This window comes from Aliikangiella aequoris (assembly GCF_053709105.1).
In genome coordinates, this window is record NZ_CM132298.1 from 2,463,739 (window position 1) to 2,480,766 (window position 17,028).

At 40.0% G+C, this 17,028-nt stretch carries 11 protein-coding genes; 3 read left to right on the forward strand and 8 right to left on the reverse strand.

The window, feature by feature from the left end; all coding sequences use genetic code 11:
- Positions 1-334: 334 nt before the first annotated feature.
- The 5 genes from rimI to ACUR5C_RS10645 all read right to left on the reverse strand — a co-directional run bounded on the left by rimI (position 335) and on the right by ACUR5C_RS10645 (position 5,843).
- Complete coding sequence (gene rimI / locus ACUR5C_RS10625; RefSeq protein ID WP_454465099.1) at positions 335-781, reverse strand: ribosomal protein S18-alanine N-acetyltransferase; 447 nt, start codon at positions 779-781, stop codon at positions 335-337.
- 19 nt (positions 782-800) lie between these two features.
- Complete coding sequence (locus ACUR5C_RS10630; protein WP_454465100.1) at positions 801-1,643, reverse strand: hypothetical protein; 843 nt, start codon at positions 1,641-1,643, stop codon at positions 801-803.
- Positions 1,644-1,811: 168 nt separating this feature from the next.
- The gene (locus ACUR5C_RS10635; RefSeq protein WP_454465101.1) at positions 1,812-2,498 is read right to left on the reverse strand and encodes a YiaD family glycine zipper/OmpA-like lipoprotein; all 687 of its coding nucleotides are present in this window, start codon (positions 2,496-2,498) and stop codon (positions 1,812-1,814) included.
- 220 nt (positions 2,499-2,718) lie between these two features.
- Positions 2,719-5,175, reverse strand: a complete 2,457-nt coding sequence (locus tag ACUR5C_RS10640; RefSeq protein WP_454465102.1) for an acyl-CoA dehydrogenase — start codon at positions 5,173-5,175, stop codon at positions 2,719-2,721.
- 2 nt (positions 5,176-5,177) lie between these two features.
- Positions 5,178-5,843, reverse strand: a complete 666-nt coding sequence (locus tag ACUR5C_RS10645) for a TetR/AcrR family transcriptional regulator (protein ID WP_454465103.1) — start codon at positions 5,841-5,843, stop codon at positions 5,178-5,180.
- A gap of 561 nt (positions 5,844-6,404) precedes the next feature.
- Here ACUR5C_RS10645 and ACUR5C_RS10650 point away from each other — a divergent pair.
- The 3 genes from ACUR5C_RS10650 (at position 6,405) to ACUR5C_RS10660 (ending at position 13,994) form a co-directional block, all read left to right on the forward strand.
- On the forward strand, positions 6,405-7,583 hold the full coding sequence (locus ACUR5C_RS10650) for an efflux RND transporter periplasmic adaptor subunit (RefSeq protein WP_454465104.1): 1,179 nt from the start codon (positions 6,405-6,407) through the stop codon (positions 7,581-7,583).
- Positions 7,584-7,659: 76 nt separating this feature from the next.
- Positions 7,660-10,893 carry an efflux RND transporter permease subunit gene (locus ACUR5C_RS10655; protein WP_454465105.1) on the forward strand — a complete coding sequence of 1,078 codons (3,234 nt, stop codon included), beginning with the start codon at positions 7,660-7,662 and terminating at the stop codon, positions 10,891-10,893.
- A gap of 2 nt (positions 10,894-10,895) precedes the next feature.
- Positions 10,896-13,994, forward strand: a complete 3,099-nt coding sequence (locus tag ACUR5C_RS10660; RefSeq protein ID WP_454465106.1) for an efflux RND transporter permease subunit — start codon at positions 10,896-10,898, stop codon at positions 13,992-13,994.
- An 18-nt stretch (positions 13,995-14,012) separates the two neighbouring features.
- Here the strand turns inward: ACUR5C_RS10660 and ACUR5C_RS10665 are convergent, their stop codons facing one another.
- The 3 genes from ACUR5C_RS10665 to ACUR5C_RS10675 all read right to left on the reverse strand — a co-directional run bounded on the left by ACUR5C_RS10665 (position 14,013) and on the right by ACUR5C_RS10675 (position 16,923).
- Positions 14,013-14,420 carry a hypothetical protein gene (locus ACUR5C_RS10665; RefSeq protein ID WP_454465107.1) on the reverse strand — a complete coding sequence of 136 codons (408 nt, stop codon included), beginning with the start codon at positions 14,418-14,420 and terminating at the stop codon, positions 14,013-14,015.
- A gap of 335 nt (positions 14,421-14,755) precedes the next feature.
- On the reverse strand, positions 14,756-15,730 hold the full coding sequence (locus tag ACUR5C_RS10670; protein ID WP_454465108.1) for a LysR substrate-binding domain-containing protein: 975 nt from the start codon (positions 15,728-15,730) through the stop codon (positions 14,756-14,758).
- Between the two features lie 290 nt (positions 15,731-16,020).
- Positions 16,021-16,923, reverse strand: a complete 903-nt coding sequence (locus ACUR5C_RS10675; protein WP_454465109.1) for a 5'-nucleotidase — start codon at positions 16,921-16,923, stop codon at positions 16,021-16,023.
- Positions 16,924-17,028 lie beyond the last annotated feature (105 nt).

Consider the following 17,028-nt stretch of genomic DNA (forward strand, 5'->3'; position numbering starts at 1 on the left):
GCGCTCACAAAATCGCGCTCAGCTAACGGCTAATGCTCGCTTTTTTCTACAGGTTAAAGAAAATATCCGCCGGCAGATAACCTGCTTCTCTGGTGAACACATCGCTGCCCACTTCTAAAACCAAACCTACTTTTTTAAAACCAAACCTGCTTATTTTTAAAACCTAACCTACTTTGCAAAGTCGAAAGAAAAGACTAAATGCTATGCTAGCCGTGCGTTTGGGTCAGTTCTTCGACAGGCTCTTTAGGTTAATGGTGAGTAACCTTTTAATCTTTAATTGAATCTCACTTCGTGCTGATTTTAATTCAACCCAAATGGCGCTTCTGTCTCATCGTTATAAAGCTAGCTGCATGATGATTGCGTCTTCTTTACTGTCACCGCGAATGTAATAATCGGCGCGTGTCGCAATCACTTGAAAGCCAAATCGTTTGTATAAATTTTGCGCAGCATGGTTAGACGCTCTTAATTCTAATAATATTCGTTGAGCGCTTGCTTGTCTTGCTCGCTCAATCAAAAACTCCATTAACTTGCCGCCTATGCCTGTTTGTTGGTTTTGCTTTGCAACCACAATATTTAAAAGCTCCCAGTCTGCCGCTTGCGGCATAACAACCATATACCCTACTAAGTTTGCGCCCAGCCAACCACCGTAACCAATTTGATGCGGGCTATTTAAAGCTGAACGGATATTGGCTTCACTCCAACCACTTTGGTGTGAGTGACGCTCTAAATCAGTTAAAGCCTGGCAATCAATCGTGGATAACTTTTCAATCACCAAATTCATCAGTTAAACGCAACTTAGGCTAAACAGCTGATTGCGCTAACATTTGGCTAATAAAAACTAAGTCTTCAAATGCAGATTTTTTAAGGTGAGGGTTTTTAATTAAAGTATATGGATGGTAACTAACGACGATAGGAACTTCGCCAAACAGCGATAATACTTGATTCCGAGTTGTAGCGACATTGTGCTCAGGACCTAATGTATTCTTAACCGCTTCATCGCCCAACATTAAAACCAAGCGAGGCTTAAGATCGGTAAAAACGGTTTCAATTTTTTGACAGTCTGCACCCAAGCCTGCCTCTGATAAATGCGCTAACTGGGTGTTTAACTCTATCCCTTTTGCCATGACTAAATCGTTCAGTGCCGTTAAATAATCTTGCATAAACTGGCTGGGAGCGGATGCTTTGGCAAAGCTTTGCGCTGGCTGATCGGTTTGATGCCGACAAATAATCAGTACTTTACAATCTGCTTGCTTATTTTGCGACCAGTTCACCAACTTTAAAAAGTGTTGCGAAATGGTAAAACTAGTGGGCTTGTCTGTCTTTAACTTGGTGTGACCGGGATTTGCCGGCTCAGCGGTGGTCGCAGACGCAGGAATAACTTGTTGAGTCGTGGCTGGTTCGGCCGGTTTAACACTATCGCTAGGTTGAGTATTAACCTGGCTAGAAGAAGCTTCTCGCTTTGCTGAATTTGCGGGGTTTGCGCTAGCCTGAGATGTTGCTTCTCCGCTTGCCATTGGAGTCTCATCGCAAGCTTGCTCGGTAACAACAAAATCAGGCTCGTCACGCAGCACCCATTGAGTCACATTGAGTGCCTCTAAATACTGTAATCGTAAAGCTTCATCTAGTTGAGCAATTGACTGCAAACTTAATTCCAAATTGAGTATAAATTCTTAATCGCTACATTTTACAGGTTATCTAAATTAGGGCAATCAAGATCACAAGATTTAAGCCATTCTCAATTATCACTAAAGCAAGAGCAGCACAAAGTTGCTCTCGCTTTATTAATTATAAGGACTAAGGTAAAGCGCGAATTAGGCTTTTATGGCTCTTATTCTAATTTCTACGCGACGGTTTTGAGCTCTCCCCTGGGCAGTATCGTTGCTTGCCACAGGCACACCCGGCCCTTTACCCACAGTAAGTAAGCGCTGAGAAATAATACCGCCTTCTCGTAAATAATTCGCCACTTGCTGAGCTCTAGACTCAGATAATTGCATGTTATGTTGCCAAGACCCGGTAGAGTCAGTGTGTCCCTCAACCTCTACAATCGTTTCTTCATACTCTCGTAAAACGGTAACCACTGAGTCAAGAACAGGGTAGAAATCTGCTTGAATTTGCGATTGATTAGTCGCAAAAGTAATATTACCCGGCATAATCAAGCGGATTTGATCACCTTCACGTTGCACCGACACACCTGTAGCATCAAGCGACTCTCTTAATTTCTTTTCTTGCGAGTCCATATATGCGCCGACAGACGCTCCAATGACACCACAACCTAGCGCGGCATTTCTAGCATGTTTAGAAGAGTCTCGTGAACCGATAATGCCACATATAGCAGCACCAATTGCACCGTATTTTACTGCACTGCTAGTTTTGCCTTCTCGAGTGTAAGCATCGTAGGTTTGGCAGCCACTTAAAGTAACACTAAAAGCGAGTGCAGTTAGAATAACTTTACCAGCTTTTAGCTTGGCACCAGTATCGAACAATGTATTTGCAGACATAATTTTACCTTTTAATTTAGTTTTTGGTTAACTGGAATGTTAATGCTATTGCAGAGTATAGAATGCTTAAATTAATTTCAACTGAACAGTTCAAGCAATTCTATTAAACAGCTGCTTAATAATCGATTCGAATTATTTTCCTACGAAACTACCTAAAAAAAAGGCTGTCTTTTAAAAGGCAGCCTTTGAATGGTTATTAATGCTTTCGCAAGACAAAATATTAAGCCGCTTGCTCCGAGTTTTCTTTCACACTTTCAAACTGCCCCGCTATATATTCCTTAGTATAGTCGTCAACTTGAATTGCGTCTAATCGAGCAGCTTCAGCATCAAGGTAATCGTCAGCTTCTTGCTGCGAAATAACCCCCACAGCAACCGCTGTCGCAACCGTGTCATGCGTCTCGCGAGAAGCTTCTAATTTATTCTCTTTAATTGCTTGCTTAATTTTTGCAGCAATATCCTTGGTAGCTAAAACCTTAACAAACGCACTCTCGACTCTCCCAATGGGATCTTGCTCATTACCAATATAAATACCATCGGTTAATCGGTCGCGTAATTCATTTTGATTAAACATTGATTTAACAATTTTATGATCAAGTCTATCTGTTGGTTTCTTATAGCTATTTCCGTAAGGGAAAATAACCCGCTTCAACAATGATGCTAACCAGCTTGGTTTAAAGTTTTCAAAAAAGCCATTGAAAGCTTGTTGAGCCAAGTAAAGATTGTTTTCTATACACCATTGAACATAAGGCAAGTCAGCCTCTTTTCTTCCGCTGTCTTCGTAATACTTAAGAACGCACGAACTTAAGTATAAATAACTCAAAACATCACCCAGTCGTGCTGATAAACGCTCTTTACGTTTTAGCTCTCCACCCAATACAGCCATAGAAAGATCAGACACGAGAGCCAACCCACTACTTAACTTTGTAAGCTGCTGATAGTAACGACCTGTTGGTCCGGTTACAGGTTTAGAAACAATTTTTGCAGCCGTTATCCCCAAGCTTAAACTACGCACAAAGTTACTTAAACCGTAGCCTATGTGGCGGAAAAATAGTGAGTCAAAATCATTGATACCTTCTTGCTCATTAGGGTTACTCGCTGCTTGCATTTCGCGGAAAACAAATGGATGACAACGGACAGCACCTTGTCCAAAAATCATTAAGTTGCGAGTTAGTATGTTAGCGCCTTCTACCGTAATGCTAATGGGCATGGACATGTAACCGCTAGATAAATAATTTCTTTCTCCCATAATGACACCTCGGCCACCATGAATATCAATAGAGTCTTTTAAAATATCGCGCGCAGCTTCGGTCATATGATACTTGGCTATCGCCGACACAACAGAAGGTTTAACTCCCTGATCTACCGCACCAGCGGTCATAATTCTAGTGGCTTCGAGTTGATACGTGTTGCCCGCAATTCTAGCGAGAGCCTCTTCGACACCTTCAAATTTACCAATTTCTGTTTTAAATTGTTCCCGTAACACAGAATAAGCACCAGTCGCTCGATAAGCTAATTTACCGGTCGCGGTTGACGACGAAGGTAACGAAACTCCGCGGCCTGCACTCAAGCACTCAACTAACATTCTCCAACCTTTTCCGCGATAATCTTGACCACCAATAATCCAGTCTAATGGGATAAAAACATCTTTACCACGGGTAGGACCATTCATAAAGGCTTGACCCATTGGATAATGTCGATCACCGGTTTCAACTCCAGGATGAGAAGTAGGAATAAGCGCTACGGTGATACCAATGTCTTCTTGGTCCCCGAGTAATCCGTCAGGATCATACATTTTAAATGCCAAACCTAGCACTGTTGCTACCGGAGCAAGAGTGATATAACGCTTATCCCAATTAAGGCGTAATCCTAAAACTTCTTTACCTTCAAACTCCCCTTTACAAACAATACCAGTATCTGGAATCGCGCCAGCATCTGAGCCGGCTTTAGGTGCAGTTAAAGCAAAACATGGAATTTCGTCGCCTTTGGCTAAACGGGGCAAATAATAATTTTTTTGCTCATCAGTTCCATAGTGTAAGAGTAATTCTGCAGGCCCAAGAGAATTTGGAACCATGGTTGTAACGCCTAGCACACCGCTTCGAGTCGATAATTTAGTTACAATTGCTGAGTGAGCTAACGCCGAAAAACCTTTACCACCAAATTCTTTAGGAATAATTAGACCCCAGAATCCTTCTTTCTTTAGGTATTCCCATACCGCTTTTGGCAGATCTTTATCTTTAAAATTTACATCCCAATCTGAAACCATCCCACACACAGTTTCTACTTGATTGTCTACAAAACTCTGCTCTTCAGCCGTGAGAACGGGCTTTTCATAGTTAAGCATTTCGTTCCAGTTTGGGTTGCCTTTAAATAAATCGCCATCCCACCAAACATCACCCGCTTCTAATGCTTCTCTTTCAGTTTGGTTCATCGGTGGAAGCACGCTCTTAAAGAGATTAAAGATTGGCCGAGTAATTTTATCTTTGCGTAAATCATCTGCAAAAAACAACAGAGTGACAGCTGAATACAATACCCATGGAATCACTTTAAACTCTTGAAAATAACTCATACAGAGTAAAGCAAGACCGGCTGCTATTAAGGCCGATCCCATGCGAGCTCGCATGTAAGCGGTTGCCCAAACAACACCAATTAACACCAATAATTGGGTGAGTATAATCATAATTAAATTTCTCCTGAAGAAACTTTCTGGCTATATTGTGATGAATTTGTAAATCCAGCTGATAAAAACGGAATCAGCTTTTCGATTATTTGTTCTACATCGATATCTTGCTCAAAATCACTCCGAGCAATATCTTGCAGCGCTTCGTGCCCTGCTAAGGTAAAAATAAATGCGCCTAACATAAAATGCAGTCTCCAAAACATGTCTGCTGGGCTTATTTCTGGACTTGCTTTATGCAGCAAGCGAGTAAATCTTGCGAGAACATGCGAGTATCGCTGCATTGCAAAGCGCCTGATATGACCTTGAGTCTCAGCATACGCTCTGCCTAATAACTTCATAAATACCGACGAGCCGTTAGGCCTTAGCTCGTCAATAGCAATTAAAGGTTTAACCAAAGTATTCAGTACCTGCTCTACGTTAAACCCTTTTTGGTGTTTTTCTAATGCAACCATTTCGGTCATTAGGTCATTAGTAAAACTTTCCATAAAACGGTCAAAGACCGCCTCAATTAAAGACTTTTTAGAACCAAAGTGATAATTAACCGAAGCTAAGTTGACTTCTGCTCTAGTGGTAATCACTCGTAAACTGGTCTCAGCAAAGCCGTGCTCTGCAAATAGCAGCTCTGCAGCATCTAATATCTTGTTTTTAGTTTGCGCCAGTTTACTCATTACCGCCTCAACATTTTCAAACAACCGTTTGAAACATACGTTCAAATGAAACTTTTGTCAATAGCTACTTAACCTTGATACGTTAAGTTTAGACGTTTGCGCCAGTTAATCGTTAACCTACAGAGATTGTTTAAGCATAAAAGCATAATTTTTAATTAGCTAAAGCCAGCCAATAAGAAACACCCAAGAAGATACCGGCAATGATCTATTGCACCCTGCTTTGCGTAGAATATGCATAGAATATTAGACTGGTCACTCCGCGCATTTAAGCCGCTACAGGCTGATTTAAGATGGGAAGATTGGTGGAATTCACTAAGAGTTAGTATGTTTGGCTAGGCGAAATAAACCTCTTGTTACAAATAGCACACAATTTGAAAGGTGTTATAGTCATATAATACACTACGTATCTGGCGTAAACCCCGATATCATTGGTTTCTCAAAATTATTTAGTTTTTTGGCACGTATTCTGCTTTTAAGCATCAAACAAGGTTATTAATTAATCAGTTAATTAATAACATTTTGGATTTACTTTTAGGCAGTAAACTTACAATAGGATTTAAAATGAAATCTTTAGCATCAAATTCAACTCGGCTATTAAAGCTTTCAGCAATCTCGTTAATCTTAGGGTTAACCGTTATGACTAGCGCCTGTTCAAACGACACGCCAAAGGACGATCAAGCCAGCAGTGAATCTGCAACTGATAAAAAAGACAAATCAAAACAAGATAAAGACGAAAAGCAACCGGTACCAGTTGAAGTGGTAGAAGTCGAAAAAGGCGACATTCGCCAAACTTACTCTACTATAACAACTTTAGAAGCGGAAAATGACGCTGATATAGTAGCCCGCTCGACAGGCTTACTAAGAGAAATTTATGTTGAAGAAGGCGACAAAGTTAAAAAAGGTCAATTATTAGCCCAACTCGATATAGAACAGCTACAACTAGAGGTGTCTCAAATGCGAGCGACTTTAAACAAGCTAGAGAAAGAATTACAGCGGCAACAAACTCTCTTCAGCCGTAAACTAGGTAGCTCAGATTCACTTGATCGAGCCAAGTTTGAATTTCAGTCGCAACAAGCGCAATTTAAACTTTCACAACTAAAATTACAGTACGCATCGATTAAAGCACCGATAGACGGTGTTATTACTCAGCGGCATGTAAAAACAGGCAATTTAATCCGAGAAAATGATTTGCTATTTAAAATTGTCGATTTATCTACCCTTCAAGCAGTTTTACATTTACCCGAAAGAGAACTCACTAATATCAAGAAAGACCAAGAAATATTGCTTCAAGTCGACGCACTTAAAGGCAAAATTATTCGTGGCAAAGTAGCAAGAATAAGACCTTCTATTGACTCAGATACAGGTACCTTTAGAGTCGTCGCAACTTTAATCAATGAATCACAAGAACTAAGAGCAGGCATGTTTGGAAAAGTTGAAGTCGTTTTCGACACCCACCAAGATACCTTGGTTTTACAACAGCAAGCACTTATCACCCAAGATAACCGTTCGCATGTTTTTGTCGTAAGAGACAACAAAGCGATTCAAACTCCAGTAGAAGTTGGTTTTAGTCATAAAGGTTTAGTAGAGATTACTTCTGGGTTAGCTTTATCAGACAAAGTCATTACCACTGGACAACAAATTCTCAAACACGAAACACTGGTTGAAATTGTAACTGATGAAATTGCTGAAGAGGTCGAGAAAAAAGCCAATAGCAAAATTGCTAATGTCGTTACCAATTAATAAAAACTGACAAATAAAATTAAAACTTGCCGGTGGCTTTCGCCGGCTAAAGCAACATCGTTTTTAAGGACGCCTTATGAATTTAATTGCTATTGCGATTCGCCGCCCAGTAACTGTCGCTATGTTTACTCTAGCTGCTTTGGTTTTTGGATTAGTTTTGGTTAATCGGTTAGGGTTTAATTTACTGCCTGAATTAAGTTACCCTACTTTAACGGTTCGCACCGACTTTGAGGGCGCAGCACCTGCCGAAGTAGAAAATCTCGTGAGCCGCCCTTTAGAAGGCGTTTTAGGAACAATAAAAGGGCTACGCCAGCTACGTTCAGTCTCTAAAGCCGGCCGCTCTGATATCTTTTTAGAGTTCTATTGGGGGACCAATATCGACGTCGCCAGTTTAGATGTGCGAGAAAAAATGGAGCAAGTTCAATTACCGCTAGAGGTTTCTCCACCTTCCCTACTTCGTTTTAATCCGAATAATGCGCCAATTATAAGAATGAGCTTAAGCCAAGAGCTTACGCCCGGTGACAACCCAGAACTCACCTTAAAAAGTCTCCGACGCTACGCAGAGTTAAAGCTAACCCGTAAATTAGAAACCGCCGAAGGCGTAGCCGCTGCCAAGGCCAGCGGTGGACTTGAAGACGAAATTCAAATACTGCTAAAACAGTCTCAACTAGCTCAGTTAAACCTTTCCGTTGCTGATATTTCTAATAAATTGAGAAGCCAAAATATTAACTTAAGCGGCGGCCAAATAAAAAATGGCAATCAACAATTGCTTGTTCGAACCTTTAACGAATACACCTCACTAGAAGATTTTAAAAATACTATTGTCGTAGCAAAAGACCAAAAAGTTATTCGACTAAAAGACGTTGCAGAAGTTAAAGCTACGTTTAAAGATCCAACCGCGATCATACGCCATAATGGACAACAAGCGGTGGAAATAGCCATTTATAAAGAAGGCGACGCCAACACGGTTAAAGTCGCAGAAAAAATAAAAGCAGAACTAAAAGGTTTACGTGAAGATTTGCCAGACTCGATGCAATTAACGCTATTAACCGACTCTTCAGAATTTATTGATCAAGCCATTTCGGAGTTAATAACATCGGCTATTATTGGCGGTTTGTTGGCAATGATTATTATATTCTTATTTTTAGGCGAGTTTGGTCCAACCGTTATAATTTCTGCAACTATTCCGCTATCGGTTATCGTTACTTTCAATTTAATGTTTTATGCAAAAATCGATATGAACATTATGTCGCTAGGAGGACTGGCGCTCGCGGTTGGCATGCTGGTCGACAACGCAATTGTGGTACTCGAAAATATTGCCAGAAAAAAAGAACAAGGTTTAACTTATGCTAAAGCCGCTTTAGAAGGTGCAAGTGAAGTTTCTGGAGCAATCACAGCATCAACATTAACAACCATTGCTGTATTTTTACCACTTATATTTGTAGAAGGTATTGCCGGCCAACTATTTAAAGATCAGGCGTTAACTATTACTTTTTCTCTAATTGTGTCGCTGGCAATTGCACTAACCCTAATTCCCACTATGGCAGCTCACAGCTCAAAAGTTAAAGCCAATAAAGCTCTATTAGAGCGAAAGCAACGTTCATTAATTGCTCGAGTTTTACTGTTTCCATTAGAGCTCATTGTGCTCATATTGGCGGGAATATTTTTAGTCATTAAGTTATTCGTTAAACTTATGTCAACGCTACTCTCATTTATTTTTGTCCCGGCAAAAGATTTATTTGAATGGGGTTATAGCAAAGTTGAAGTGCTATATAAAAAATTACTCGACCATACGCTCCAAGCAAAATCAATTAGCTTAGCCATTGCAGTTTCGTTATTTGGTCTAGCACTTTATCTGGCGCAAAGTCTGCCTCAAGTAGTACTCCCAGAAATGGCGCAGGGAGAGCTTGCCTTAAAGGTGCAATTTGAACCTGGAACAGCGATAGAATTAACCGATAAAAAAGTCATTGCCCTGTCTCAAAGGCTACTTAAAGTTGATGGCGTAAAAGAGGTTTTTGCCACTGCAGGCATGGGAAATAAACTGACCGCTAATCCTGAGCAAGAAGGTGAGAATCAAGCTGAATTTAGCTTGCTACTAAACCCAGGTATTAGTAGGGAAATGGAAAACGAGATGCTTGCAAAGATCCGTAAAATACTGCAAGACGAATATGTTGATATAACGGCTGATATTGATCGTCCGCAGCTCTTTTCTTTTTCAACTCCTCTAAGTATCGAAGTTTATGGCTACGATCTTGAATCACTAAAGCGCAGTGCCGAGATGATCAAGTCTAAACTTGAAAAGTCAGATAGATTTGTAGATTTACATACCAATATGAAGTCGGGTTATCCGGAAGCGCAAATTAAATTTGACCAAAATAAAATGGCTCAATTAGGATTATCAATCGATCAAGCTAACACTTCTGTCGTGAATGCAATTAGAGGAAACAAAGCGACTCGATATCGTTTACGCGAACAGCAAATTGAAGTATTGGTTAGGCTTGAGGACTCTGCAAGAGACGAGTTAGCAGACGTTAAAGGATTAATTATTAACCCGCTTTCTGATAAGCCGGTCCCTCTAGAAGCAGTAGCTGAAATAAAAGAAACTCAAGGGCCTAGCGAAATTATGCGCATTGACCAGCAGCGAGTTATTCTAGTAGAGGCTCAAATTTTATATGGCGGAATTGCTGAAGCAGTCGAAGAAGCACAAAGCTTATTAAAAGATACTCGTCTTGCTTACGGCAACAGCTATCAGTTTGGCGGACAAGGAGAAGAAATGGAACGCAGTTATAACTCTCTTCTGCTTGCTTTGGCGCTTGCTGTGTTTATGGTGTACTTAGTAATGGCTTCTCAGTTTGAATCTTTGTTACACCCTTTTATTATATTGCTGAGTGTACCGCTTGCGGCCGTCGGTGCTATTTTTGCATTGGTTATCACCCAAACTGAAGTCAGTGTTGTGGTATTTTTAGGTCTTATTATGTTAGCGGGAATAGTGGTAAATAACGCGATAGTATTAATTGATAGGATTAATCAACTTCGCTACTCAGGGACAAATAAAGATGACGCTATAAGACAAGCAGCAAGCTCACGACTTCGCCCTATATTAATGACCACTCTAACCACAGCGCTTGGAATGATTCCATTAGCACTTGGTTTAGGTGAAGGCACTGAAATAAGAGCTCCTATGGCCATCACAGTGATTGGCGGCTTATTGGCTTCTACTCTTTTAACTTTGATAGTAATTCCTATTATGTATGAAATACTTGATAGAAAAGATTACAGCAAAGTCGTTAAATTTGATCAGGAGCTTTAATCATGTGGTTCACCAAACTAGCTTTAAAGCGCCCTGTCACCGTTTCTATGATTTTTATATGTGCATTAGTCATGGGAATGTCAGCTAGCCGAATACTACCTTTGGAGTTTTTTCCAACGGTTCAATTTCCGGGTGTGTTCGTGCAAGCAAACTACCAAGGCTCTAGCCCAGAAGAAATTGAAAAAAACATTACTAAACCACTCGAGGAGACTTTGGCAACCATCGGCTCTGTAGAACAAATGCAGTCGTTTAGTAATCGTAATCAGGCGCAAGTGTTTATGCTTTTTGACTGGGGTATAAATGCAAAGCTTAAAGGCGTTGAAGCACGTGAAAAAGTTGATCAAATAAAAGCAGAACTACCTGATGACCTTCGTCGCGTATTTATTTTTACCGGTAGTACCAACGATCAACCCATTATTGAAGCTCGGCTATCAGCCGACACTGATCTCAGTGATTCTTACCAAGTGCTTAACCGTCAGTTAAAACAAAGGTTAGAGCGAATTCCTGGCGTTTCTCGAGTTGAAATACATGGGGTTGCACCAAAAACCTTTCAAATAGAATTACTACCCGACAGAATCGCAGCCTATCACATTGATACCAATCAATTGTTAAGAAAGCTGCAAAGTGCAAATAGTTTGACTTCTGCCGGAGAAATTAAAAGCCAGGGCGAAACAACACGAATAACCATAAACGATCAATTCTTAAGCCAACAAGATATAGCCAATTTTGTTATCAATTCGCAAGGTTTAAAATTATCCGATATTGCTAAAGTCAGCTACGCTAAAGATGAAATTGAAGTGGGTCGACATTTAGATAGAAAGTACGCTGTAGGAATCAACATAACTCGCGAGGCCGACGCAAATTTGGTTGAGACTGCCGATGCCATTGTAGCCGAAATGAAGAGCATTGAAGATTTACCGGACTTTGAAGGCATTAAACTGTTTGTTATGGAAAACCAAGCAGATGGCGTAGTGAGTTCATTAAAAGATATTGCTCAATCTGGGCTGATTGGTTTTCTGCTTTCATCGGTTGTACTGTTTGCATTTTTACGCGACGTGAGACTAACTTTAATTGTTTCACTTGCGGTGCCCTTCTCACTTTTAATTACCTTAGCGGCAATGTACTTTCTCAACGTCAGCATCAATTTACTTTCTATGATGGGGCTAATGCTGGCAATTGGAATGCTTGTAGATAATGCCGTTGTGGTGAGTGAAAGTATTTTTGGCTATCGTCAACAAATGCCGGACAATCCAATTGAAGCGACCTTAAAAGGTGTGAAAGATGTTGGCACGCCAGTTGTTGCCGGAACAATTACAACCGGCATTGTTTTTCTGCCAAACATCATTGGCGAGAAAGTCGATATCACTGTATTTTTAAGTCATGTTGCCACAACAATTGTGATTTCTCTTGCCGCCTCACTTTTTATTGCCACAACTATTATTCCGCTATGTTTAAGTAAATTAAAGTCAAAGACCAAAGAAATCAGTCACACAGATACAATAAAAGAGCATGGCCGCTATTCAAAGTTTTTAACCTGGCTTATGAATAAACCTGGCGTTGCGGGACTACTTGTGATCGCTATGCTTGGTTCGGTCGCAGTACCAGCAAGTTTTGTTGAAAGTGATATGTTCCCAGATGAAGAAAGTTCAAGACTTTTTATTTCTTACAATGTAGAGGGACAATATGAACTAGAAAAAGTGGAGAGAGCGGTCGATAAAATAGAGGCCTTTTTATACGCCAATAAACAACGTTTAGATATCGAAAATGTTTACTCTTACTACACCAACAGCGAAGCGGGTTCAACGCTACTTTTGATTGATGACGAAGCTAGAACCAAAACCAACAAAGAGATCCGCGAATTTGTGGAAAAAAACTTACCAAAGCTCGCCATTGCCTCACCAAGTTTTGAACGACAGCGCTCTGGTGGCCAAGAAGCGCTTACAGTTGGTATTAATGGTGAAGACACTCAAACGTTGATCGAAATTTCGCAACAAGTTTTACCACTGTTGGCAAACATTGAAGGTGTCACAAAGGTCACTCCAGCAACAAAAAACGGCACTCAAGAAGTTAAAATAAAGCTCGATCCTGTCAAGCTAAGCCAACTAGAGCTGACACCTAGTGATGTAGCATCGGCAATATCGATTGCTTTGCGTAAGCAACAATTAAAGACTTTCCGTTCGGATTTAGGCGAAACAGATATTAGCTTAACTTTCGCCGGTCAAAAGCAGGCTAGCTTAAATGATTTAAAAGGGCTTCCTATCGAACTACCTAACCCAAAACCCGGAGGTAGTAAGAATGTCAGACTTGATGCGGTGAGTGAATTTGAAATAGCACGCTCGCTGCCACAAATTACCCGCTACGATCGCAAAACCTCTTTTAGGTTAAAAATTGATTACTCAGATACTACCGCAGAAGAAATAAGAAAACGAACCGATGAGTTAATGAAAAATGTACCACTTCCTAACGGATACAAGTGGGGATTTGGCAGAAGCACCGATCGAGAGAAGAAGATCGCTAGTATTATGAGCACCAATATGCTGTTAGCCGTAGTGATGATTTTTATTGTCATGGCGGCGCTTTTCGAGTCGCTTATGTTACCGCTTTCGGTAATTACCTCGATTATTTATTCGATTGTCGGTGTCTACTGGTATTTCTTTATTACTGATACAACTTTATCCATGATGGCTTTGATAGGCATATTGGTGCTAATGGGGGTTGTAGTTAATAATGGCATTGTTCTAGTTGACAGAATTAATCATTACCGCGCGCAAGGGGTTGCTAAAAAACAAGCTGTATTACATGCAGCCAATGACAGAATAAGACCTATATTGATGACCGTGTTAACTACTATTCTTGGATTATTACCGCTAAGCATCGGTGAAACTCAACTAGGCGGTGGAGGCCCACCCTATTTTCCAATGGCCAGAGCAGTCATTGGTGGACTCGCCTATTCGACAGTGACAACGTTAATTTGCTTGCCAATTATTTATTTATTCTTAGATTACACTCGAGAGTTTTTTGCCCAAGTTTGGCACTCAGTTGGACAACCGGGGACTCGCTGGAGTATAGTCAATGGAAGGCTTAGATCAAGAGAAAAGTAACTACTTTAAAAGCGCACTTTAATTCTTAGTGCGCTTATTTTTTGCCAATTTGTCTTCGATTGCTTTTTTGGCTTTTGCGGTAAGTTGCCCTTCTTGATATTCCTTTTTAATTACTTCTTCAACTTGCTCAAAGACCGACTCAACCGATTGTCTTTTCGACTTATGTTGATTAAAAAGGTTTATATGTCGCTCCGAAATACGTCCAAACTTCATGAGCTTTTCAAAATGACTGTTTCGGCCTTTATTTTTTTCCACAATATCAACTAGGGTAGCAACTAAGGCTACTGGGCCTAATAGAATGTCTCTAATTGCATCAAGTGCTAATTTTACTTGAAATACCAAATAGCGCTTCATGGGTTGCTCTATCACCCGACCGGGTTCGTTTGTTTTGTCTAGCTTGATAATTTGACTTTTTTTCTCTTCCAAAACCAATACTCCAAAAGCTCTCTCAATCAATTAGTTATTGTGTTGTTAGCCCAATAAAGTTGATTGCCAATGATGCCTAATACAACCCTCAAAAGCCATTAAAAATCCAGTTAGAACTTTCATTTAGTTTTAATTCTGTTAGATAAATTACGATTTGGAGAGACAGTTGAGGTTAATTGAGTATTCAGAGTTTCTGAATACTCTAGTATTACGTTTAAAAGAAATATTTTAACTGACAATTAAAGGTGTACTTATTAAAGGTGTACTTAAAGCCTGATGTACTTTTGCCAACATCAGAGAAGATGAAGTTATCATTCGCAGTTAGGCAAATTAAGCTAAAGGACTGGTATACGCTCAATATCGATTAATTTAGACACTTTATTTGCCGATTTAGTTTGTTGGGCCTGAAGAATTAAGTCTCTGGTGAGCTGAGGTGCTAACGTCTCAATAAAGGCAAAAATATACTCTCTAAAGTATAAATTTCTATCAAACACAACATTTACAAGTGAAGGTTCGAATAAATGATCAACAGGAATTTTCACTAAGTCTGAGTCTAAATGCTCTTCGTGCGCCATATTAGCAATAATTCCAACCCCCAAACCCATTCGGACATACGACTTAATCACTTCACAGTCAGTCGCACTAAATACAATTTCAGGAGAAAAGCCATTTTCTTTAAACTTGGCTTGTATGGGGTTTTTATCACAGCCATTGCCTGCATGGGTTAACAATGGATATTGAGCTAAAATGTCAAAATTAACTGACTCTTTGCGCGTTAACGGATGACCATTAGGAACCACTATGCATCTTTTCCAATAAAAACATGGCAAGTGAACCTTATCACCTAACCCTTGCTCACCTTGATGAACTAACGCGAAGTCTAATTTTCCTTCATCTAGCTCAGAATTCGTCTGCTCTCCACTGGTTTGAAAAATATGTAAAGCCACTTTCGAGTATTGCTTGCGGTAATCTTCTACTACTTCAGGTAAAAAATAACGCGAGAATGTATGCGTAGTCGATAGGTTTAAGCGCCCTTGTTTGTGATTAACGTGTGACGCAGCAATATCTTGAATTTTACGGACTTGTTTAAGAATGTGCTCAGCGACTGGCAATATTTCTCGCCCTGCGGGAGTTATATTGGTTAAGTGCTTACCACTTCTTACAAAAATCTCTACGCCTAACTCGTCCTCAAGCAACCTAATTTGCTTGCTGATGCCGGGTTGAGAAGTAAACAAACTTTCCGCAGTGGCAGAAACATTTAATTGGTTTCTAGCTACCTCAAAGATATATTTAATTTGTTGAAGCTTCATTTATTTTCCAGTTAAGAAAAAATTAGGTCATATCATTACTCGCTAGATAATGGAATTTTATCTTTAAAATCATAAAGATAAAAACACAACATCATTATCTAGTCGGCCAAATTACTTATAGTGAAAACTTTTAAAACAAGAAATTACTATAAGCATAGACCCATTTTTCTATTTCACAAGAAAATTGCAATTTTTAGCTAAACTCTCGGCACAAGCCATTAAAAACAGGGGTAATTTAGGCTTCAACTCTTAAAATTGAGGTTTTTTGGTGTTGTTGACCCATAAATCCACTACTGGTTTGCAACACCATGAGGCACGTGACCTGTGGCGACATGTTCAACCGCATCATGACAATGGCTAGACTGATCATCAAAAAACACGTCGGCACCATAAGATTTTAAAAACTGACCTTTAGACAGGCCGCCTAAAAACAATGCCTCATCAATCCTGATATCCCATTGTCTTAAAGTTCTAATCACTCTTTCATGGGCTGGGGCCGAACGCGCTGTTACCAGTGCGGTACGAATAGGACATTCATCTACCGAATACTCTTTTTGTAATCGATGTAACGCCGCTAAAAAGTTCTTAAACGGACCTCCGGCTAATGGTTTATTGGCTGCAGCAGTTTCATTTTCAGTAAATGCTTGTAACCCTTGCTGTTTATAAATTTGCTCGGACTCATCTGAAAAAATCACAGCATCACCATCAAACGCAAAACGAAGCTCAACTGAGGCTTCCTCAGATGGCGAGGGACGCGGTAAGATAGTGGCAGCTGCAAATCCATCTTGTAATGCCGCTCGTACATCGGTTGGATCAGTTGACAAAAACAAATGAGTAGCAAAAGCAGAAACATAGCGATAAGGGCTACGGCCACTTGAAAATGCGGCTCGGCTTATTTCTAAGCCATAGTGCTTAATTGAATTGAATATTCGCAAGCCGGTATCTGCACTATTACGTGATAACAACACCACTTCTACCACAGGATTATCTCGTTTGTCTTGGTTTAGTGATAAGAGTTTTTTTACGAGTGGAAAAGCCGCCCCTGGCTGAAGTGGCTGGTCTTCATTTTCAATTTGATATTTAGAATAAGCTTCTACCCCTTGCTCCATGTATATAGCATGACTTTCGTCTAAATCGAATAATGCTCGTGACGAAATAGCAATAACTAATTTTTCACCTAAAAGGGTGCTCATGACGTAATCCTTAAAACTTAAATAAATAACGAACTTTTAGCGCAAATTCAATAATTTAACTATACTTTATTAATATCGTCTTAGCATCAGTAACAAGACTCGATT